Source organism: Mesorhizobium sp. B2-3-2, from assembly GCF_006442295.1.
Taxonomy (GTDB): domain Bacteria; phylum Pseudomonadota; class Alphaproteobacteria; order Rhizobiales; family Rhizobiaceae; genus Mesorhizobium.
This window is the reverse complement of record NZ_VFWA01000004.1, coordinates 20,353-39,971: the sequence shown is the minus strand read 5'-3', so window position 1 is coordinate 39,971 and position 19,619 is coordinate 20,353. Positions and strand designations below refer to the sequence as shown.

Annotated in this window: 20 protein-coding genes; 10 read left to right on the top strand and 10 right to left on the bottom strand. The window is 64.6% G+C overall.

Translation table 11 applies throughout. The features are described 5' to 3' along the window. Window positions 1-34: 34 nt before the first annotated feature. The 3 genes from rsmG to mnmE form a co-directional block, all read right to left on the bottom strand. Window positions 35-667 carry a 16S rRNA (guanine(527)-N(7))-methyltransferase RsmG gene (rsmG, locus tag FJ964_RS11685; protein WP_140550544.1) on the bottom strand — a complete coding sequence of 211 codons (633 nt, stop codon included), beginning with the start codon at window positions 665-667 and terminating at the stop codon, window positions 35-37. After that, window positions 664-2,544, bottom strand: a complete 1,881-nt coding sequence (mnmG, locus tag FJ964_RS11680) for a tRNA uridine-5-carboxymethylaminomethyl(34) synthesis enzyme MnmG (RefSeq protein WP_140550543.1) — start codon at window positions 2,542-2,544, stop codon at window positions 664-666. The genes rsmG and mnmG overlap by 4 nt, the downstream gene beginning before the upstream one ends. Before the next feature lie 541 nt (window positions 2,545-3,085). Next, window positions 3,086-4,408: a tRNA uridine-5-carboxymethylaminomethyl(34) synthesis GTPase MnmE gene (gene mnmE, locus FJ964_RS11675; RefSeq protein WP_140550542.1), complete on the bottom strand. Its 1,323-nt coding sequence runs from the start codon at window positions 4,406-4,408 to the stop codon at window positions 3,086-3,088. A gap of 64 nt (window positions 4,409-4,472) precedes the next feature. On the opposite strand from mnmE, the gene FJ964_RS11670 reads away from it, so the two are divergent. Then, on the top strand, window positions 4,473-6,494 hold the full coding sequence (locus FJ964_RS11670; RefSeq protein WP_140550541.1) for a thioredoxin domain-containing protein: 2,022 nt from the start codon (window positions 4,473-4,475) through the stop codon (window positions 6,492-6,494). 198 nt (window positions 6,495-6,692) lie between these two features. Here the strand turns inward: FJ964_RS11670 and rho are convergent, their stop codons facing one another. From rho to hemE, 3 genes are all read right to left on the bottom strand, one after another. Further along, window positions 6,693-7,958, bottom strand: a complete 1,266-nt coding sequence (rho, locus tag FJ964_RS11665) for a transcription termination factor Rho (protein ID WP_140491913.1) — start codon at window positions 7,956-7,958, stop codon at window positions 6,693-6,695. 174 nt (window positions 7,959-8,132) lie between these two features. Then, the gene (gene hemJ, locus FJ964_RS11660) at window positions 8,133-8,669 is read right to left on the bottom strand and encodes a protoporphyrinogen oxidase HemJ (RefSeq protein ID WP_140550540.1); all 537 of its coding nucleotides are present in this window, start codon (window positions 8,667-8,669) and stop codon (window positions 8,133-8,135) included. Next, a complete protein-coding gene (gene hemE, locus FJ964_RS11655; protein ID WP_140550539.1) occupies window positions 8,669-9,700 on the bottom strand; it encodes a uroporphyrinogen decarboxylase in 1,032 nt (343 codons plus the stop codon). Before hemE ends, hemJ begins: the two co-directional genes overlap by 1 nt. Before the next feature lie 405 nt (window positions 9,701-10,105). Between hemE and FJ964_RS11650 the strand changes: the two genes are divergently transcribed. From FJ964_RS11650 to dnaQ, 5 genes are all read left to right on the top strand, one after another. Then, window positions 10,106-10,927, top strand: a complete 822-nt coding sequence (locus tag FJ964_RS11650) for a pyruvate, water dikinase regulatory protein (RefSeq protein ID WP_140550538.1) — start codon at window positions 10,106-10,108, stop codon at window positions 10,925-10,927. Between the two features lie 280 nt (window positions 10,928-11,207). Then, window positions 11,208-11,807: a Maf-like protein gene (locus tag FJ964_RS11645; protein WP_140550537.1), complete on the top strand. Its 600-nt coding sequence runs from the start codon at window positions 11,208-11,210 to the stop codon at window positions 11,805-11,807. After that, window positions 11,800-12,642: a shikimate dehydrogenase gene (locus FJ964_RS11640; RefSeq protein WP_140550536.1), complete on the top strand. Its 843-nt coding sequence runs from the start codon at window positions 11,800-11,802 to the stop codon at window positions 12,640-12,642. The genes FJ964_RS11645 and FJ964_RS11640 overlap by 8 nt, the downstream gene beginning before the upstream one ends. Then, complete coding sequence (coaE, locus tag FJ964_RS11635) at window positions 12,639-13,232, top strand: dephospho-CoA kinase (RefSeq protein WP_140550535.1); 594 nt, start codon at window positions 12,639-12,641, stop codon at window positions 13,230-13,232. The genes FJ964_RS11640 and coaE overlap by 4 nt, the downstream gene beginning before the upstream one ends. Window positions 13,233-13,329: 97 nt before the next feature. After that, a complete protein-coding gene (gene dnaQ, locus FJ964_RS11630; protein ID WP_140550534.1) occupies window positions 13,330-14,037 on the top strand; it encodes a DNA polymerase III subunit epsilon in 708 nt (235 codons plus the stop codon). Between the two features lie 132 nt (window positions 14,038-14,169). Here the strand turns inward: dnaQ and secB are convergent, their stop codons facing one another. Further along, a complete protein-coding gene (secB, locus tag FJ964_RS11625; protein ID WP_140491875.1) occupies window positions 14,170-14,667 on the bottom strand; it encodes a protein-export chaperone SecB in 498 nt (165 codons plus the stop codon). A 165-nt stretch (window positions 14,668-14,832) separates the two neighbouring features. Next, window positions 14,833-15,333: an FxsA family protein gene (locus FJ964_RS11620; RefSeq protein WP_140550533.1), complete on the bottom strand. Its 501-nt coding sequence runs from the start codon at window positions 15,331-15,333 to the stop codon at window positions 14,833-14,835. 213 nt (window positions 15,334-15,546) lie between these two features. On the opposite strand from FJ964_RS11620, the gene FJ964_RS11615 reads away from it, so the two are divergent. Genes FJ964_RS11615 through FJ964_RS11600 form a run of 4 tightly spaced genes read left to right on the top strand, consistent with a single transcriptional unit; the run spans window position 15,547 to window position 18,285 of the window. Further along, window positions 15,547-16,251: a Tim44/TimA family putative adaptor protein gene (locus FJ964_RS11615; RefSeq protein WP_140550532.1), complete on the top strand. Its 705-nt coding sequence runs from the start codon at window positions 15,547-15,549 to the stop codon at window positions 16,249-16,251. Window positions 16,252-16,275: 24 nt separating this feature from the next. Continuing rightward, entirely contained in the window at window positions 16,276-17,379 is a 1,104-nt protein-coding gene (locus FJ964_RS11610; protein WP_140550531.1) for a murein transglycosylase A, read from the top strand. Continuing rightward, entirely contained in the window at window positions 17,376-17,906 is a 531-nt protein-coding gene (locus tag FJ964_RS11605; RefSeq protein WP_140550530.1) for a Smr/MutS family protein, read from the top strand. Before FJ964_RS11610 ends, FJ964_RS11605 begins: the two co-directional genes overlap by 4 nt. Window positions 17,907-17,916: 10 nt before the next feature. Next, window positions 17,917-18,285 carry a helix-turn-helix transcriptional regulator gene (locus FJ964_RS11600; protein WP_140550529.1) on the top strand — a complete coding sequence of 123 codons (369 nt, stop codon included), beginning with the start codon at window positions 17,917-17,919 and terminating at the stop codon, window positions 18,283-18,285. Between the two features lie 88 nt (window positions 18,286-18,373). Here FJ964_RS11600 and FJ964_RS11595 read toward each other — a convergent pair whose 3' ends face one another. Both FJ964_RS11595 and FJ964_RS11590 read right to left on the bottom strand, forming a co-directional pair. Then, on the bottom strand, window positions 18,374-18,613 hold the full coding sequence (locus FJ964_RS11595) for a hypothetical protein (protein ID WP_140524470.1): 240 nt from the start codon (window positions 18,611-18,613) through the stop codon (window positions 18,374-18,376). Between the two features lie 335 nt (window positions 18,614-18,948). Then, on the bottom strand, window positions 18,949-19,569 hold the full coding sequence (locus tag FJ964_RS11590; RefSeq protein WP_140550528.1) for a transglutaminase-like cysteine peptidase: 621 nt from the start codon (window positions 19,567-19,569) through the stop codon (window positions 18,949-18,951). Window positions 19,570-19,619: the final 50 nt, after the last annotated feature.

Sequence of the window (19,619 nt, the reverse complement as noted above, 5' to 3'; positions counted from 1 at the left end):
TGGGTCGCCAACACGGATTCGGACAGGTCTTTGTTCAGACAGGTCGCACATTGGACAGTTCAAGGATGACGCCGCCAGGGTCGGTCATGCTTGGATGTTCTACCAGATCGAAGCTCCAGCGGTTAACGCTTTCTTGCACTTCGGCGCGGTAATCCCGGCCTTTGTGAAATAGCCCGCGCGCGCCTAATGTCAGCCACGGCCCCGCCAACTCAAGCAAGGTCGAAAGCGGCGCCAGCGCCCGCGCCGTGACGATTTGCGGTGCCTCGACAAGCGCATGGCTCTCGTCGATGCGACGCGCCACGACACGCGCCGGCAGCCCGAACTGGCCGACGACGGCTTGCAGGAATCCCGCTTTCTTGCGATTGCTTTCGACCAGGTCGATGCTGGCGCCGTCACGCTCGGCAAGCAGGAACGCCAGCACCAGTCCCGGGAACCCGCCGCCCGAACCGATATCGACCCATCGCCGCGCTTTGTCCTCGATTCGCCAGAGCTGCGCGCTGTCCAGTATGTGCCGTTGCCAGACATCGGCCGCCGTCGACTGCGCGACGAGATTGATGCTGCGGTTCCATTTCTGGAACATCTCCTCGAATGCCACGAGGCGGTCGAATGTTTCACGTGAAACGGGACCGGCAGCGTCCTGCAGGCTCTTCCAAGTGGCAGCGCTCACGCGACATCCCTTTGGCCGGCTGCGCTTTCGGAATGCCTGATATGAGCGACGATGATCGCCAGCGCCGCCGGCGTCATGCCTTCCATGCGCTGCGCGTCGGCAACCGAACGCGGCCGCCTTGCACGCATCTTCTGCTTCAGCTCGTTCGACAGTCCCGGAACCTCGGCGAAGTCGAGCGTCTCGGGGATGAGCCGGCTTTCCTCGTGCCGGATTTGGGCGACGTCGCTCTTCTGGCGATCGAGATAAACGGAATATTTCGCTTCCGTTTCAAGGCGTTCCGCGGTCCTGGCATCGATCGCACCGAAATTGGCATCGATTCGCGCCAGCCAGGCCACGTCGACGCCGGGATAGGCGAGCAGTTCATAGGCGGATCTGCGCACGCCGTCGCGATTGACCTCCAGCCCGTGGCGCGCCGCCTCGTTGGGGGTCAGCTTGACGCCGAGCGCCAGCCGGCGCGCTTCAGCTAGGCGCTGCTCCACCTCGCCAAATCGCAACAAGCGCTGCGCGGACGCGATTCCCAGCTTTGTCGCCAACGGCGTCAGCCGTTCGTCGGCATTGTCGGCGCGCAGCGAAAGCCGAAACTCGGCGCGCGAGGTGAACATGCGGTAGGGCTCGCTGATGCCGCGGCTGGTCAGATCGTCGACCATCACGCCGATATAGGCTTCCGTGCGGCTGAGCACGACCTGCTCGGCGCCTGACGCCCGCCTTGCCGCATTGAGCCCAGCGAGCAGGCCTTGCGCGGCCGCCTCCTCATAGCCGGTCGTGCCGTTGATCTGCCCGGCCAGGAACAGGCCGGCCACGCGCTTGGTCTCCAGTGTCGGATTGAGCTCGCGCGGATCGACATGGTCATATTCGATGGCATAGCCGGGCTGCAGCATCACCGCGCGTTCAAGCCCCGGGATGGTCTTCAAGATTTTGAACTGGACCTCCTCGGGCAGCGAGGTCGAGATGCCGTTCGGGTAGACCGTGTCGTCGTCCAGGCCTTCCGGCTCGAGAAAAATCTGGTGGCCTTCACGGTCACCGAACTTGACGATCTTGTCTTCGATCGACGGACAGTATCGCGGCCCGACGCCTTCGATAGAGCCCGAATACATGGCTGAGCGCCCGAGATTGGCGCGGATCAGCTCATGTGTGGCCGCGGTCGTGCGCGTGATGCCGCATTCGATCTGCGGCGTCTCGATGCGATTGGTCATCAGCGAGAACGGCACCGGATCGTCATCCGCCGCCTGGCTTTCCAGCGACGCCCAGTCGATGGTGCGCCCGTCGAGGCGCGGCGGCGTGCCGGTCTTCAGGCGGCCGAGCTTGAAGCCCGCGCGGCTCATCGTCACCGAAAGTCCAAGGCTCGCCTGTTCGTGCATGCGACCGGCGACGATCTTCTTTTCGCCGATATGGATCAGCCCGCGCAGGAAGGTTCCGGTGGTCAGGACCACCGCGCCGCAGGCAAGGCGCCGGCCGTCGGCCAGGATAACGGCGCGCAGGCACTCCGAATCGTCGATGTCGAAGTCGAGCACCTCGCCCTCAATCACATCGAGATCGTCCTGCTGCCGGATCGCTTCCTGCATGGCGAGCCGGTAAAGCTTTCGGTCGGCCTGGGTGCGCGGGCCGCGCACGGCTGGCCCCTTGCGCCGGTTGAGCAGGCGAAACTGGATGCCGGCGGCGTCCGCCACCCGGCCCATCAGTCCATCCATGGCGTCGATCTCGCGCACCAGATGGCCCTTGCCGAGCCCGCCAATGGCCGGATTGCAGGACATCACGCCGATCGTGTCGAAACGCAGCGTCACCAGCGCCGTCCTGGCGCCGGAACGCGCAGCCGCGCTGGCTGCCTCGCTGCCCGCATGGCCGCCACCCACCACAACCACATCATAGTGATCGGTCATTTCAAAAACGTCCTGGATTCGAAGTTGGTGGACAGATGTCCCCGCAGGATGACGGTGTCAAGAAACTTCGCGGGAGTTTCACGTGAAACAGGACGGCGAACCTTCAAAGGTCGGCGGCCTTCGTGGTGTGTTTCACGTGAGTCATGTGCGTCGACAGACGCCGCCCTCATCGCCCTGCCGGGCAGTTCTCGCGTCCAGAGACGGGAGGAGGTGCTTCCGCAACGCCGGTGACTCATTGCGACGTTACATTGGCGAACGCGGCGACACAGTGCCCCTTTCCTCGCCACTTTGCGGAGAGAGGACGACGGCAGGCAGGTGAGGGCAGCGCCGACGCTGGCGATTGGCCGGCGCGCAGCGGTTTCACGTGAAACAAAGCTAGATCGAAGCGCCCTCTGTTTCACGTGAGTCATCAGCCGGGCCCGTGATAAATACTTTGCCAAAGTAAGTGCCGCGCCTCATCCGCCTACCGCACCTTCTCCGTTAGTGACGGGGCGAAGGGAAGCCGCGGCCCCCTCCGCACCTCGACAATGTTCCACGTGAATCATTTCCCGATGCAGAACTGCGAAAAAATCACATCCAGCATGTCCTCGACATCCACCGCGCCGACAATACGGCCGAGCCGGTCGGCGGCCAGCCGAAGATCCTCGGCTCGCAGTTCCTGCCCCGCGTCCGGGCTCTCGGCCGCGCGCAGCAGGAAGCGGTTCGCCTCGCCGAGCAACTCGACGTGTCGGAGCCGGGAGGGCAGGATGTCACCCGCGTCGCCGACCTGTTGGGCCGCCAGCCTGCCGATGTCGGCTAGCAGCGCCGCTACGCCAGTCCCGTCCTTTGTCGAAATGACGCGATCGTAGCCGCCGGCGGCCGCTTGCCCCCGCACCAGATCGAGCTTGGTGCCCACGCGCAATGTCGCGATTCCCTCGCGTGGCAGAGCAACGGGATGCGGGTCGGCAATGTCCTCGAGCACGAGCAAGAGGTCGGCGCCATGCGCCTTGGCTCGCGCTTTCTCGATGCCGATCGCTTCCACCTTTCCGGCGGCATCGCGTAGGCCGGCGGTGTCGGTCAGCCTGACTCGCAGGCCATCGAGGTCAAGCACGATTTCGAGCAGGTCCCGCGTCGTGCCCGGCTCATCCGTTACAATAGCTGCATCGCGCCGCGCCAAAGCGTTGAACAGGCTCGACTTGCCGGCGTTCGGGGCGCCGAGGATAACGACCTCGAACCCCTCGCGGATGATTTCGCCGGCACGAAACCCGGCAATGTGGCGGTCGATCTCCCCGATCAATGTCCGGACATCGGACCAGACCGTATCCGAAACGGAACCGGGAATGTCGTCCTCGTCGGCGAAATCGATCTCGGCCTCGATCATGGCGCGGGCATGGATGAGCCGCCGACGCCAGCTCAGGTAAAGCTCGGCTTGGACGCCTTCGGCATTCTGCACCGCGAAGCGCCGCTGTGCTTCGGTCTCGGCGTTGACCAGATCGGCCAGCGCTTCCGTTCTCACCAGATCGACCTTGCCATTGAGGAAGGCCCGGCGCGTAAACTCGCCCGCTTCGGCGTGCCTGACGCCTTCGAAGCCCGCGATCGTCTCCAACAGCCTCGCCACCACGGCGCGGCCGCCATGCACCTGGAATTCCGCTACGTCCTCGCCGGTGAAGCTGCCGGGGCCCGGGAAAAAGATCACCAAGCCGCTGTCGAGCACGCTGCCATCGGGCGCCCGCAGCTTGCGCAGGCTGGCCACACGGTTCTTAACCATGCCGCCGGCAATTGTTTCGATAACGAATCGAGTCTTCGGCCCCGAAATACGGATCACGGCGACGCCGGCGGGCAGGCGCCCGCTGGAAAGCGCGACGATTGTGTCGGCCGAAATCATTTGCCCGCCTTGTTGGACCGCCCTAGCTTCGTTGTCCAACCCTGTTTCGCCGGATCGCCTCATCGTGACATTGCCTGCTCAAAATCTGCTTGCCGACGAAGCCAGCCCCTATTTGCAGCAGCACAGCGGCAATCCGGTGCATTGGCGGGCCTGGTCGCCGGCATCGCTTAACGAGGCGAGGGCGCTGGATCGGCCGATCCTGCTGTCGGTCGGCTATGCCGCCTGCCACTGGTGCCACGTCATGGCCCATGAAAGCTTCGAGAATGACGACGTCGCCGCCGTCATGAACCGTCTGTTCGTCAATATCAAGGTCGACCGAGAGGAGCGTCCCGACATCGACCAGATCTATATGGCGGCGCTGTCCTCCATGGGCGAGCAGGGCGGCTGGCCGCTGACCATGTTCCTGACGCCGGACGGCAAGCCGTTCTGGGGCGGCACCTATTTCCCTCGCGAACCGCGCTATGGCCGCCCGGGCTTCATCCAGGTGATGGAAGCGATCGACAAGGCCTGGCGGGAGAAAAGGGCAAGCCTGAACCAGAGCGCCGACGGGCTGACTGCCCATGTCGAGACCAGGCTCGCCGGCGCGCATGCCGGCACCGCGCTCGACCGCGACACGCTGGCCGCTCTCGCCAAAGGCATCGACGGCATGATCGACAAGGATCTCGGCGGCTTGCGCGGCGCGCCGAAATTCCCCAACGCGCCGTTCATGCAGACGCTGTGGCTGTCCTGGCTGCGCGACGGCAATGCCGGCCATCGCGACGCTGTCCTCTTGAGCCTCGAACGGATGCTGGCCGGCGGCATCTACGATCATGTCGGCGGAGGGCTCAGCCGCTATTCGACGGACGCGCAATGGCTGGTGCCGCATTTCGAAAAGATGCTCTACGACAACGCGCATCTCATCCGTTTTTGCAACTGGGCCTACGCCGCGAGCGGAAAGGATTTGTTCCGGGTCCGAATCGAGGAGACCATCGACTGGCTGCTGCGTGAGATGCGCGTCGATGGCGGTGCCTTCGCCGCCAGCCTCGATGCCGACAGCGAGGGCGAGGAGGGCCTTTTCTACACATGGAGCCGGGAGGAGATCGAGGCTGCGCTAGGCGACGAATCTCCGCTATTTTTCAATCACTTCACGCTCTCCAGCCCACCCGGTTGGGAAGGCAAGCCCGTCATCCACCAGACGCAGGCCCAGCAGACGCAAGGCATCGCCGAGCAGCCGCTTCTGGCCACTCTCAAGGCAAGGCTGCTGGCGGTCCGGGAACGGCGCGTCAGGCCCGGCCGCGACGGCAAGGTCCTCGCAGACTGGAACGGCCAGATGATCGCGGCGCTTGCCGAAGCGGGGCGCTCTCTGGCGCGGCGAGACTGGATCGATGCGGCCAAGTCCGCATTCGCCCATATCGCCGGGTCCGCCGAAGGAGGACGGCTGCCCCATTCCATGCTCGGCGCCAAGAAACTGTTCCCGGCCCTGTCGAGCGACTATGCGGCGATGGCCAATGCGGCGATCGCCCTGTTCGAAGCCACCGGCGACTGGAACTACGCCGATCGGGCCCGGCAATTCGTCGAGCAGCTCGACCGCTGGCATGCCGATGCCGACGGCACCGGATACTATCTCACCGCCTCCGACAGCACCGACGTGCCGATCCGCATCAGGGGCGATGTCGACGAGGCCATTGCGTCCGCCACCGGCCAGGCCATCGAGGCGCTGGTCCGGCTCGCCGCACTGACCGGCGATCTCGAGCTGCAGGAGAAAGCGACGAAAGTCGCCGAACACGCCGCCGGCCGCGCGGCGCACCAAGTCTATGGCCAGGCGGGCATCGTCAACGCTTCGGCGCTCGCCATCGAGCCGTTGAAGCTGGTGTTTGTGGAGGATTTGACGAATCCAGAGCTCGTTCCGGTAGCGAATCGCAATCCCGATCCGCGTCGGGTGGATGTTGTGCTGGCGGTCGGTACGCAGGCGAATCGAGCTTCCTTGCCGGGCGGAGTATTGCCGCCGACCGATAAGCCCAGTGCGTGGCTCTGTACGGGGCAGGTGTGTCTGCCCGCCGTGGCCGATCCAGGAGCTCTCGATAAACTGTTGCGTCGATCAGACTAAGCGCCGGCGGGACAGCGCCCCTCTGCGCTGCCGGGCGTCTCCCTCACAAGGGGGGAGATCGGATATCGCGGCGATTCCGCCGATTTTTCGACGTCTAAGAAAGGTGCCAGCGCTGAAACTGCTAATCTCCCCCTCGTGGGGGAGATGTCCGGCAGGACAGAGGGGGGCGCGAAGGAACTCGACGCCCATCCCAAAACCTCACGTATTCATCGAATCGAAGAAGTCCGCGTTAGTCTTGGTCTGCTTGAGCTTATCGATAAGGAACTCGATCGCGTCGGTGGTTCCCATCGGCGCCAGGATGCGGCGCAGCACGAAGATCTTCTGCAGGTCGGCGCGCGGCACCAGCAGGTCCTCCTTGCGGGTGCCCGACTTCAGGATGTCCATGGCCGGATAAATGCGCTTGTCGGCGACCTTGCGGTCGAGCTGGATTTCGCAGTTGCCGGTGCCCTTGAACTCTTCGAAGATGACTTCGTCCATGCGGCTGCCGGTATCGATCAGCGCGGTGGCGATGATGGTCAGCGAACCGCCTTCCTCGATGTTGCGGGCGGCACCGAAGAAGCGCTTCGGCCTTTGCAGCGCGTTGGCGTCGACGCCGCCGGTCAGCACCTTGCCCGAGGACGGCACTACGGTGTTGTAGGCGCGGCCGAGGCGAGTGATCGAATCGAGCAGGATGACGACGTCACGGCCATGTTCGACCAGGCGCTTGGCCTTCTCGATGACCATTTCGGCGACCTGTACGTGGCGCACGGCCGGCTCGTCGAAGGTCGAGGAGATCACCTCGCCCTTCACCGAGCGCTGCATGTCGGTCACTTCCTCCGGCCGCTCGTCGATCAGAAGCACGATCAGATAGCATTCGGGATGGTTGGCGGTGATCGAGTGGGCGATGTTCTGCATGAGGACCGTCTTGCCGGTACGCGGCTGCGCATTGATCAACGCGCGTTGTCCCTTGCCGATCGGCGCCACCAGGTCGATCACCCGCGGCGAGATGTCCTTGGAGGTCGGGTTGTCGATCTCCATCTTCAGCCGCTTGGTCGGATAGAGCGGCGTCAGATTGTCGAAGTGGATCTTGTGACGGATCTTCTCGGGGTCGTCGAAATTGATGGTGTTGACCTTGAGCAGCGCGAAATAGCGCTCGCCCTCTTTCGGGCTGCGGATCGGCCCTTCGACCGTATCGCCGGTCTTCAGTGAAAAGCGCCGGATCTGCGATGGCGAGATATAGATGTCGTCGGGACCCGGCAGATAATTGGCGTTGGCCGAGCGCAGGAAACCGAAACCGTCCTGCAAGACTTCGACCACGCCGTCGCCGATGATCTCGATGTCCTGCGCAGCCAGCTTCTTGAGGATTGCGAACATCAGCTCCTGCTTGCGCATGACGCTGGCGTTCTCCACCTCGAGTGATTCGGCGTAGGCGATCAGCTCTGGCGGTTTCTTGTTCTTGAACTCGGTGAGTTTCATTTCTTGCATTAGGATAGACTCTGGGTAGGCTTTTGGGAGGAAATCGGCGGGATGCGATAAATGCCGGGCGCGGCCAAAAGCAATGAAGGGCGGCGCATGACGGGAAGGAAGACCCGTCTTTTATCGTCGGCCGGCTGAAAGAGCAAGCCGCCTTTTAGCAGGTCGTGAGAGAGGTCTGAAGGTTCAGAACGGCTTGACGACGACCAGGATCACGATAGCGATCATCAGCAATGTGGGGATTTCGTTGACGATCCGCCAGTGCCTCGCGGGCTTTTCATTGCGGTCCTCGGCGAATTTTCGCACAGCGCCGGCCAGATAACCGTGGATGCCCGACAGGACCAACACCAGCGCGATCTTGCCGTGCAGCCAGCCGCCCTGGAAACCAAAACCTTTCCAGGCCAGCCACAGGCCGAACACCCAGGTGACGATCATCGCCGGATTGATGATGCCGCGCAGCAGCCGGCGCTCCATCACCTTGAAGGTCTCCGACTGCACCGAACCCTTCTCGGCATCGGCGTGATAGACCAGCAGCCGCGGCAGATAGAGCATGCCCGCCATCCAGGATATGACGGCAAGAACATGGATCGCCTTGGCCCAGAGATAGAAGCCGTCGGGCGCCGCCAAAAAGAGCAGCGCCGTCAGCAGGACCAAAGCGGCGATGCCGATCACCATGCGCATCATCGCCTGGCCCGTGCTGTTGGTGTTGCTCATCCCGGCCATCAGCGTGTCGCGCTCCTCACCAGTTTCACCATCGCCTCGACATGCGCCACCGGCGTTTCCGGCGTGATGCCGTGGCCGAGATTGAAGATCAGCGGGCCGCTTCCCAAGTTATCCAGGATTGCGCTGACGCCGTCAGCCAGCGCCTTGCCGCCCGTCACCAGCCGCAGCGGATCGAGATTGCCCTGGACGGCCCCTTCCCGCTGCAACGCCTTGGCTGTCTCCAGCGGCACCGTCCAGTCGATCCCCAGCCCCGTGACGCCGGTCTTCTCGCGATAGCTCCGGTAGCGCGCGCCGGCGCCCTTGGGAAAACCGATGATCGGCACATCGGGATGGACCGCCCGAACCTGCCTGACGATCTCGGCCACCGGCTCGACGCAGAACAGCTCGAAACAAGCGTCGTCGAGCACGCCTGACCAGGAATCGAATATCTGCACCACATCGGCGCCGGCCTCGATCTGCCTGATGAGATAGGCGGCCGAATGATCGGCCAGCACCTTGAGCAACTGACGAAACGCCGCCGGCTCGCGATAGGCAAACAGCCGCGCTGGCGCCTGGTCCGGCGTGCCGTGCCCGGCGATCATGTAGGTCGCCACTGTCCATGGCGCGCCGCAGAAGCCGATCAGGGTGGTTTCATCGGGCAGTTTCGCGCGCAATCGGCGAACCGTCTCGTAGACCGGTTCGAGATTCACGTGAAACACCGTGCTGTCCAGGGCCGCGATTTCAGCCGCCGTGATCGGCGTCAGCAGCGGCCCTCGCCCCTCTTCGAAGCGCACGTCGCGGCCGAGCGCATGCGGAACGACAAGGATGTCGGAGAACAGGATCGAGGCGTCGAAGCCGAAACGCTCGATCGGCTGCTTGGTCACCTCGAAGGCAAGGTCGGGATCATAGCAGAGGTCGAGGAACGAACCTGCGCGTCGGCGCGTCTCGCGGTATTCCGGCAGATAGCGCCCGGCCTGGCGCATCATCCAGAGCGGCGGCGGAAACACCGCCTCACCCTTCAGCACGTCCAGCATGATCCGTCTTGCAGGCATAGAGCGCTCGCCTCTCCCGGCTTTCCCTTAATCAAATATCTTATTTCTAGAGAATCTTCTGATTCTAAGAGTCTGTTGGTTGTGGTGGTTGTCACCTGTCCCGCTTTGGCCGTCAAAACACCAGCAAGCATATTGTCGCGCATTTCCAATCGCGGCTTGCAGGTTTCTGGGGACGATCCGGAATCTTCCATTGGACTCAACACGCTAGAGCAGCGATCCTGCAGGCTCGTCCTGTGGACGGACAAAAGGCAAAAATCTTCGTCCACGGACTTGTCCCCAGCCGCCCGACGAAGCCTACAGCGCATCGAATTGTGGACAAACCGGCATCTGATACAGTCGCCCTGGCCGGCGGGTCTTCCGAACGCTGCTTTATCCACATCCGCCCACAGCCCTAGGTAAAACCCTGTGAACAAACCCCAGAGCTTCTTCCACCTGCACCTGATCTCCGACGCCACCGGCGAAACGCTGCTCGCGGCCGGCCGCGCGGCTTCGGCCCAATACAAGGATGCGCGCGCCATCGAGCACATTTACCCGCTCATCCGCACCGAAAAACAGGTGGCCAAAGTGTTCGAGGACATCGAGGAGGAGCCGGGCATCATCCTCTATACCGTCGTCGACCAGAAGCTGGCGCGCGGCATCGACGAGCGCTCCGCCGCCATGGGCCTGCCCTGCGTCTCCGTGCTGGAGCCGGTGCTCACCGTCTTCCAGTCCTATCTGGGCACGCCGGCCGGCCGCCGCGTCGGCGCCCAGCATGTCCTCGACGCCGAATATTTCCGCCGCATCGACGCGCTCAACTTCACCATGGAGCACGATGACGGCCAGCTGCCGGCCAATATGGACGATGCCGACATCGTGCTGGTAGGCATTTCGCGCACGTCCAAGACGCCGACCAGCATCTATCTCGCCAACAGAGGCATCAAGACCGCCAACATTCCGATCGTGCTCGGCGTGCCGGTACCTGAAAGCCTGGTCAACGCCAGGACGCCGCTGATCGTCGGCCTTGTCGCCACCGCCGAGCGCATCTCGCATGTCCGCCAGAACCGTATCCTCGGCAACTCGAGCGCCTATATGCCAGGCGACTATGTCGACCGCGCCGCCATCAATGAGGAACTCGCCTATGCCCGCCAGATCTGCACCCGCCACGGCTGGCCGATGATCGACGTCAGCCGCCGCTCGATCGAGGAAACGGCGGCGGCCATCGTTGCCCTGCGGGGAAAGACGCGGTAGGTGCAGATGAGTGAGTTTTTCCGAGTTTTTCTGGCGGAAATCGGCGCTGCCCCTCACCTACCTGCCGGCATCCTCTCCCGTATAGTGACGGGGAAAGGGGCGCTGTCATCGATGGTTTCGCCAATCGCCAGCGCGGCCGGAAAGAACGCTTGCGCCGAAGCTGCCCTTTCCCGTCTCTTTACGGGGAGAAATGTCCCGCAGGACAATGAGGGGCGGCGCCGACTCTACAGATCAAAGCGCCTCATACGCCAACCGCCCGTGTTTGCATCCGAGTGAAAAAATGACCGAAAAAATCATCCTCGCTTCCGGCAGCCCATTCCGCAAGGCGATGCTGCTCGCTGCCGGCATCGACGTCGAGGCGGTTGCGCCTGACGTCGACGAGCGCGCGCTCGAGGCGCCCCTGCAAAGCAGCGGCGCCTCGCCCGAGGATGTCGCGCTGGTGCTTGCTGAAGCCAAGGCCACCGAAGTAAGCGAGCGCAGGCCCGGTGCGTTGGTGCTCGGTTGCGACCAGACGCTGTCGCTGGGCGACGAGGTGTTCCACAAGCCGGCCGACATGGAAGGGGCGCGCCGCCACCTGCTGGCGCTGTCGGGAAAGACCCATCAGCTCAACAGCGCCGCGGTCCTGGTCCGCGACGGCGAGGTGCTGTGGCGCCATGTCGGCATCGCCAGCCTCACCATGCGCAAGCTCGATCCGGCCTTCATCGGCCGCCATCTGGCGCGCGTCGGCTCAAGGGCGCTGTCGAGCGTCGGCGCCTACCAGGTCGAAGGCGAAGGCATCCAGCTCTTCGAGAAGATCGAGGGCGACCATTTTACCATTATCGGCCTGCCGCTGCTGCCGCTGCTGGCCGAACTGCGCACGCTGGGAGCGATCGATGGCTGAGGCGACCAAAAAGGCCTTCGTCACCGGTCACCCGATCAAGCATTCTCGCTCACCGAAGATCCACGGCCACTGGCTGGCCAGATACGGCATCGACGGCAGCTACCAGGCGATCGACGTGGCGCCGCAGGATTTCGTCGAATTCCTGGGCACATTGCAAGCGAGCGGTTATCTCGGCGGCAACGTTACCATCCCGCACAAGGAGGCGGCGTTCGCCCTGGTCGAGCGCCGTGATGAGGCGGCCCAGCAGATCGGCGCGGTCAACACGCTGTGGCTGGAAGATGGTCGGCTCTGGGGCGGCAACACCGACAGCCATGGCTTCGCCGCCAATCTCGACGATCATGCGCCGGGCTGGGCGTCCATTGGCCCGGCGGTGGTGCTCGGCGCCGGCGGGGCCTCGCGCGCCGTCATCCATGCGCTGAAAGAGCGCGGCATCCGCGATATCCGCATCGTCAATCGCACGCTTGCCCGGGCGATGGAATTGCGGGACCGGTTCGGCGCCGGTGTCTCGGCGCATGGCACGGAGGCGACCGGTGAACTGCTTGCCGATGCCGGCCTGCTCGTCAACACCACGGCGCTCGGCATGCAAGGCAATGAGGGGCTCGCCGCCGACCCGGCCCTTTTGCCGGACCACGCCATCGTCACCGACATCGTCTATGTGCCGCTCGAGACGCCGCTGCTTGCCGCGGCGCGGGCAAGAGGGCTGAAGACCATCGACGGCCTCGGCATGCTGCTCAACCAGGCGGTGCCGGGTTTCGAGCGCTGGTTCGGCATCAGGCCCAAGGTTACCCCCGAGTTGCGCGCGCTTGTCGTTGCCGATCTGGCGCCCAAATCATGATCGTGCTCGGGCTGACCGGGTCGATCGGTATGGGCAAGTCGACGACGGCGAAAATGTTTGCCGAGGCCGGCGTGCCGGTGCACGATTCCGACGAGACGGTGCATCGCCTCTATGCCGGCAAGGCAGCCCCCTTGGTCGAGGCCGCCTTTCCCGGGACCACCGGCGCAGGAGGCGTCGACCGGGCAAAGCTCGGCGCCCGCGTGCTTGGCGATGCGGCCGCGCTGAAAAGGCTGGAAGCGATCATCCACCCGCTGGTGCGCGCCGATGCCGACACGTTCTTGGCGCGCAACCGCGCCGCCGGCGCGCCGCTAGCCGTTCTCGACATTCCGCTTCTGTTCGAAACCCGCGGCCGCGACCGCGTCGACAAGGTCGTCGTCGTCACGGCGCCGGCCGACGTCCAGCGTCAGCGCGTGCTGGCGCGTCCCGGCATGAGCGAAGAGAAACTCGCCTCCATCCTGGCCAGCCAGGTGCCCGATGCGCAAAAGCGGCGCCAGGGCGATTTCGTCATCGACACCAGCCAGGGCCTGGACGCCGCGCGGGCCGCCGTCGCGGCCATCATCGCGAAACTGACCGGGGTGTCTGGTCACTGACGCTTCCCTTCTCCCACAAGGGAAGAAGGGAAAAACGGCATTGCCCATTGCCATTTTGTTCTGGTGTATGATTCTGCTCTCTGGAGCGACTGATTCGATGCGTGAGATCATTTTCGACACGGAAACCACCGGCCTCGACATGCGCGACGACCGCATCATCGAGCTTGGCGGCGTCGAGCTGGTCAACCGCTTTCCGACCGGCAGGACCTTCCACCACTACATCAACCCGCAGGGCCGCTCGATCCACGCCGAGGCGCAGGCCGTGCACGGCATCAGCATGGCGGACCTGCAGGGCAAGCCGTCCTTCGCCGAGATCGTCGAGGAGTGGATCGCTTTCACCGACGGCGCCAAGCTGGTCGCCCACAACGCCACTTTCGACATCGGCTTCCTCAACGTCGAGTTTGGCCGGCTCGGCCATCCGGCCGTCGACATCGGGCGCGTCGTCGACACGCTGGCGCTGGCGCGGCGCAGGCATCCGATGGGTCCCAATTCGCTCGACGCGCTCTGCCGGCGCTACGGCATCGACAATGCGCGGCGCACCAAGCACGGCGCCTTGCTGGATTCGGAGCTGCTGGCCGAAGTCTATATCGAGCTGATCGGCGGCAAGCAGACGGCTCTGATCCTCGATACCGTTGCCGTGCAGATGAACGGCGCGGGCGAAGTGGCCGACATCGACATCTCCGTCGGCGCGCGGCCGATCGCCCTGCCCCCGCGCCTGAGCGAAGCCGAGCGCGCAGCCCATGCCGGCATGGTCGCCACGCTGGGCGAGAAGGCGCTGTGGCTGAAGGTGATGGCCGCAGAGTGAACGGACAGCTGCGCAGGTAGCGTTCCTTCGCGCCCCCTGCCCGGCAGGCCAGAGGGGGATGCTGTCCCGCCTGCCTGTCCAACAAAAACCCGGCGCGAGGCCGGATTCTTCAATGCTGCGGAAGAGCCGCCGTCAGCTCACCTGGACCTTCGACGCCGCCTGGTCCTCGGCCAGCTTCTGCTGGAACATCTGCGCGAAATCGATCGGGTCGAGCATCAGGGGCGGGAAGCCGCCATTGCGCGTCGCCTCGGCGATGATCTGCCGGGCGAACGGGAACAGCAGGCGCGGGCATTCGATGAACAGGATCGGCAGCATGTGTTCCTGCGGGAAACCACTGATGGCGAAAACGCCGCCATAGACCAGCTCGACGTTGAACAGCACTTCCTGGTCGAAGGACGCCTTGGCGTTCAGCGTCAGATTGACGTCGAACTGCTTGTCGGAGAGCGGATTGGCGTTGACGTTGACGTTGATGGCGATGCCGGGCGCCTTGTCGCGGCCGCGCAGCGAGTTCGGCGCGCCGGGGCTCTCGAAGGAAAGATCCTTCACGTACTGGGCAAGGACGTTGAGCGAGGGCTGCGCCGTATTGCCGTTTCCGTTGGCGCCGACCGGCGCGTCATCTTTGCTGGCCATGAGCCTTGTGTCCTTTTGCCTGGGCAGCATTGCTGACCGAATTGAAATCGGGCGTTCGCTACCATGGCCGGCATGACAAGACAAGGTTTGCCGCCCTGCGAACCGAGGGGCTAGACCGTGTCGAGATTCAGGTCAGGCCGGCATCACCGGAATATCGATACAGTCTCAATCGTCTTTCAGGCGGCGCCATGGCGAGTTGTGGTCCGGCCCGCGCTTGAAATCGTCTTCGCGCGAATAATCGCCGTCGTCGAGGTCGATGACCCTGTCGCGCGGCCGGCCGCGGAAGCCGCCGGCCGAGAAATTCGTTGCCACCACGATGCGGCGCTTGAGCCTGCGCCAGGCAAGGTCGCGCACCGGCGGCAGGAACAAGAGAATGCCGAAAATGTCCGATATGAAGCCCGGGATGATCAGCAGGATCGCCGCGAGCACGATCATGGCGCCGTGCGCGAGTTCGCGGCTCGGATCGCGGCCGGCGCCCATCTCGGTGCTGATGCGGCTCATGACGCCAAAACCCTGATGCCTGAGCAGCAGCGCCCCGGCGATGCTCGAGGCGAGCACCAGGCCGACCGTCGCCAGCGCGCCGATCTGGCGCCCGACTATGACGAAGCCGGCGATCTCCAGCAGCGGAAGCGCCAGAAGAAAAACGGGAAATAACGAAATGCGCAAGTCTTGCCGATCCTTCCGATCGTTCTGGCGTTGGTCTGTTTTGCCTGCCAGCGGCCGCCGGCCGCTGGCGCCGAGGCTGTTAGATAGGTATGGCTGCCTTTGATTTGAATGATTGCGCCTTGCGTTCTATATGGTTTGCATGTTGAACGCTATGCGACCGCTGCCCTGTTGGCCGGGCGGTCCGGCCGAGGGCAGGATTGATTGGCGGAAGATATGGGTTTCTTCGACTTCGGCACGATTTTCTTTCTGATTGCGGCAGTTGTGATCTTTTTCCAGCTGCGCAATGTGCTGGGCCGTCGTACCGGCAGCGAACGGCCGCCTTTCGACCCCTATACCGCCGCCCGCACCGGCGACAAGGATGCGCAGAAACCCGAGAATGTCGTGTCGCTGCCGCGCAAGCGCCAGCCCGGCGAGCCGACCGGCGAGGTCTATGCGGCCATCGACGCCTTCGCCAAGCCCGGCACCGACCTCAACAAGGGCCTGCGCACGATCAAGGACAACGATCCGTCCTTCGACCCGAAGGGTTTCGTCGACGGCGCCAAGATGGCTTACGAGATGATCGTCATGGCCTATGCCGACGGCGATCGCAAAACGCTGAAGAACCTTTTGTCGCGCGATGTCTATGACGGTTTCGTCGCCGCCATCGGCGAGCGCGAGGCGCGGTCGGAAAAGATCCAGTCTTCCTTCGTCGGCATCGACAAGGCCGATATCGTCTCGGCCGAGATGAAGGGCGGCGAGGCGCATGTCACGCTGCGCATCATCAGCGAGCTGATTTCGGCGACGCGCGACAAGGCCGGTACGGTCATCGACGGCGACCCCGAAACCGTCGCCGAGGTCAAGGATGTCTGGACCTTCGCCCGCGACACGCGTTCGCGGGATCCGAACTGGAAGCTCGTCGCCACCGAAGAAGAAGACTGAATCCCCGACCGCGGCGGACCTGTCGTGTCCTTCCATCAGGCATTCAGCGAAAGATCCTTCGGCGATCTGCCCGGCTGGGATGACGACGACCATCTGGCAGCTTTCGAAGCCTTTCGCCGCTCTGCCTTCCATGTCCTGGCCAAGCCCTATCGCGGCGGCGCGCTCGGCGTCGACTTTGACGCCTTTGCCGGTGCCTATACCGAGGCGCGCGCGGCCCCTCCTGCCAGCCGGTCGGAGGCGCGGAGCTTCTTCGAGCGTCATTTCGTCCCCATGCTGGTGCGCCCAGAGACCGGCGCCGGCCTCGTCACCGGATTCTATGAGCCGCAGGTCGAGGCCTCGCCGGTGCGCACGGAGCGTTTTGCCGTTCCGCTGCTGTCGCGTCCCGCCGATCTCGTCGACATCGACGACGCCAACCGGCCCGACGGAATGGACCCCTATCTCGCTTTCGCGCGCCGGACGCCGGACGGGCCGGCCGAATATTTCGACCGCGGCGCGATCGAGCGCGGCGCGCTCGCCGGCAAGGGCCTGGAAATCGCCTGGCTGGCCGACAAGGTCGACGCCTTCTTCATCCATGTGCAGGGCGCGGCGCGGCTTCTCATGACCGATGGCCGGCGGTGCCGCGTCACCTATGCGGCCAAGTCCGGCCAGCGCTTCACCGGGCCCGGCAAGGTGTTGAGCGAGCTGGGCGAGATCCCGCTGGAAAACGTGACGATGCAGTCGATCCGCGCCTGGTTCAGGGCGCATCCCGACCGCGTCGACGAGGTCCTGTGGCAGAACCGCTCCTATATCTTCTTTCGCGAGGCTGATGTGGAGGACGCGGCGCTCGGGCCGATCGCCGCCGCCAAGGTGCCGCTGACGCCCGGCCGCTCGATCGCGGTCGATCGGCTGCTGCACACATTCGGCACGCCCTTCTACGTCGATGCGCCATCGCTGACGGCTTTCGAGGCAAAACCGTTCCGGCGCCTGCTGATCGCGCAGGACACCGGCTCCGCCATCACCGGGCCGGCGCGCGGGGACCTCTTCGCCGGTTCGGGCGATGCCGCCGGCGAGATTGCCGGCGTGGTGCGCAATCCGGCCGATTTCTACGCGCTGGTGCCGCGCCCGCTCGTCCCGGGGTGGAAGCCATGACCCGCCGCACCGACAGGCTGAGCGAGGACGACCGGGTGCTGTGGAACCTGGTGGCGCGCACGGCCAAGCCGCTGAAGGGCAAGGCCGCCGTGCCCGTCCCGGATTTCGACCTCGAGGCGAAGCCGGCGCCGACGCAACACGCCCGGCCCGTTGCCGGTCCGGCCAGCGCGGCGAAGCCGAAGGCCCAGCATGTCTCCCATGCGCTCGACGAGCCGACGCTGGACAAACTGTCGAAAGGCCGGCTGCCCATCGAAGGCCGGGTCGACCTGCACGGCATGACGCAGGACGAAGCCTATTCGCTGCTGTTCTCCTTCCTGCACCGCGCCCATGCCGGCGGCATCCGTTATGTCCTGGTCATCACCGGCAAGGGCTCGTCGTCGGGCGGCGACGGCGTGCTGCGCCGCGCGGTGCCGGCCTGGCTGTCGACGCCGGCGTTCCGGCCGCTGGTCTCCAGCCACGACCATGCCGCGCGCAACCATGGCGGCTCGGGCGCGCTCTATGTCAGGCTGCGGCGGGTCCGGTCGTGAGGGTGGGGTCGTGACCCCGTTCGGCGAGAGGCTGCGGGCGCTGAGGGCCGAGCGCGGCGTCACCCAGAAGGACATGGCCGCCGCCATCGGTGTCAGCGCCGCCTATCTGTCCGCGCTCGAGCATGGAAGGCGCGGCGCGCCGACCTGGACGTTGATCCAGAAGATCATCGGCTATTTCAACATCATCTGGGACGACGCCGAGGAACTGGCGCGACTGGCCGAAGCCTCGCATCCGCGCGTCAGGCTCGACACGTCCGGCTTGAGACCGGCCGCGACCGAGCTTGCCAACCTCCTGGCCGAGAACATCGAAAAACTCGAGGAGGAGGAACTGCGCCGCATCACCGCCTCGATCCGGGCGGCGCTGGGGCGGCGACGGTAGGTCGGGGTTGCCCGGCTCACGCGGCGGCTGAGCTCCCGGTCGCGAAACGGTGCCCGCCGGCAGCAGCCGGCGGGCAGCCGTGACGAGATCAGTTCTTGCCGGCCGTGCTGCCGCCATTGCCGCCGCGGCCGTGATCACCATGGCCGCGGCCACCATTGCCGCCGCCCAGGCAGTCCGATGCGCCGGCGGCGCCGCAACAGCGGCCGCTCCACAGGTCGTTAAGATTGGTGTTGGCGCAGCTTGGAATGGTCTGATCGGCCAGAGCGGATCCGGCCATGCCCGACACCGCGACAGCGGCAAGAAGGGTGTTGCGCAGGAAAGCAGTCATTTGAAGTCTCCATGGTTGGTTTCGGTTCACGGCTGTGTGTCGCCGGCCGGGCCGAAATGGTTCACGGAGGGTGTGGGAATTTTTTGGGGTGTGAGCGAGGCGCGTGACTGCAACGTCGGCGCCGCTCCTCATCCGCCTGCCGGCACCTCTCCCCGTATCGTGACGGGGAGAAGGGAGACAGCCGCGCCCGCAGCGTACTTCTTGCGACGTCGGCAATTGGCGAAGTCATCGATGACAGCGTCTTTCTCCTCGTCACGATACGGGGAGAAATGTCCTGCAGGGGAATGAGGGGCGGAGCCGACATCCGGCGGTTGGCCGCGCCGCCCGCCGCAGTCCTACTGCACGGACCCCACCAACACCTGCTGGCCGCCGCGGATCGAGACCCAACGGCCGGTGTTGTCGATCGCCTGGCGCTTGAGGAAGCGGTAGCCGGTCTCATCCCAGGCCTTGACCTTGTCGGTCAGATTGTCGAGCACATAGTCGCCCTTGTCGGTGCGAACCGTCAGCACCGAGTGTCCTTCGCCGTCGGGTTTGCGCACCACGGTGATGAGAAGATCGGCAAGCGATATGCCCATGCGGGACAGCAGGCGCCGCTTTTCCAGCACGTAGTCCTCGCAGTCGCCGACGCCCTTGGCGGGATAGGCCCAGACCTCGTCCTTGCCGTAGATGTCCATGTCGCTCATCGGCTTGACGGCGGCATTCACCCTGGCGGTGACCTTGGCCAGCTTGCGCCACAACCTGTCCGTCATCGCCGCCGGCGCAAGATTGCCGGGACGGATCGCGCATTCGCGGGCATTGAGCCTGCAGAAATCATAATGGCCGATGGGTTGCGACGCGACGCCGCCGGTCGTCATCGCTCCAGCCGCCAGGGCCGGCGCCACCCAGCCTCCCATCATTGTCGCCAGTCCGGCTACTGCGCACGCACGAAGCGTTCGCGCCATTGGTGAGGAATTCATTGTCCCCGCTCGCCCTTGTTATTAATGAAAGGTTAAGGGCGATCTACAGT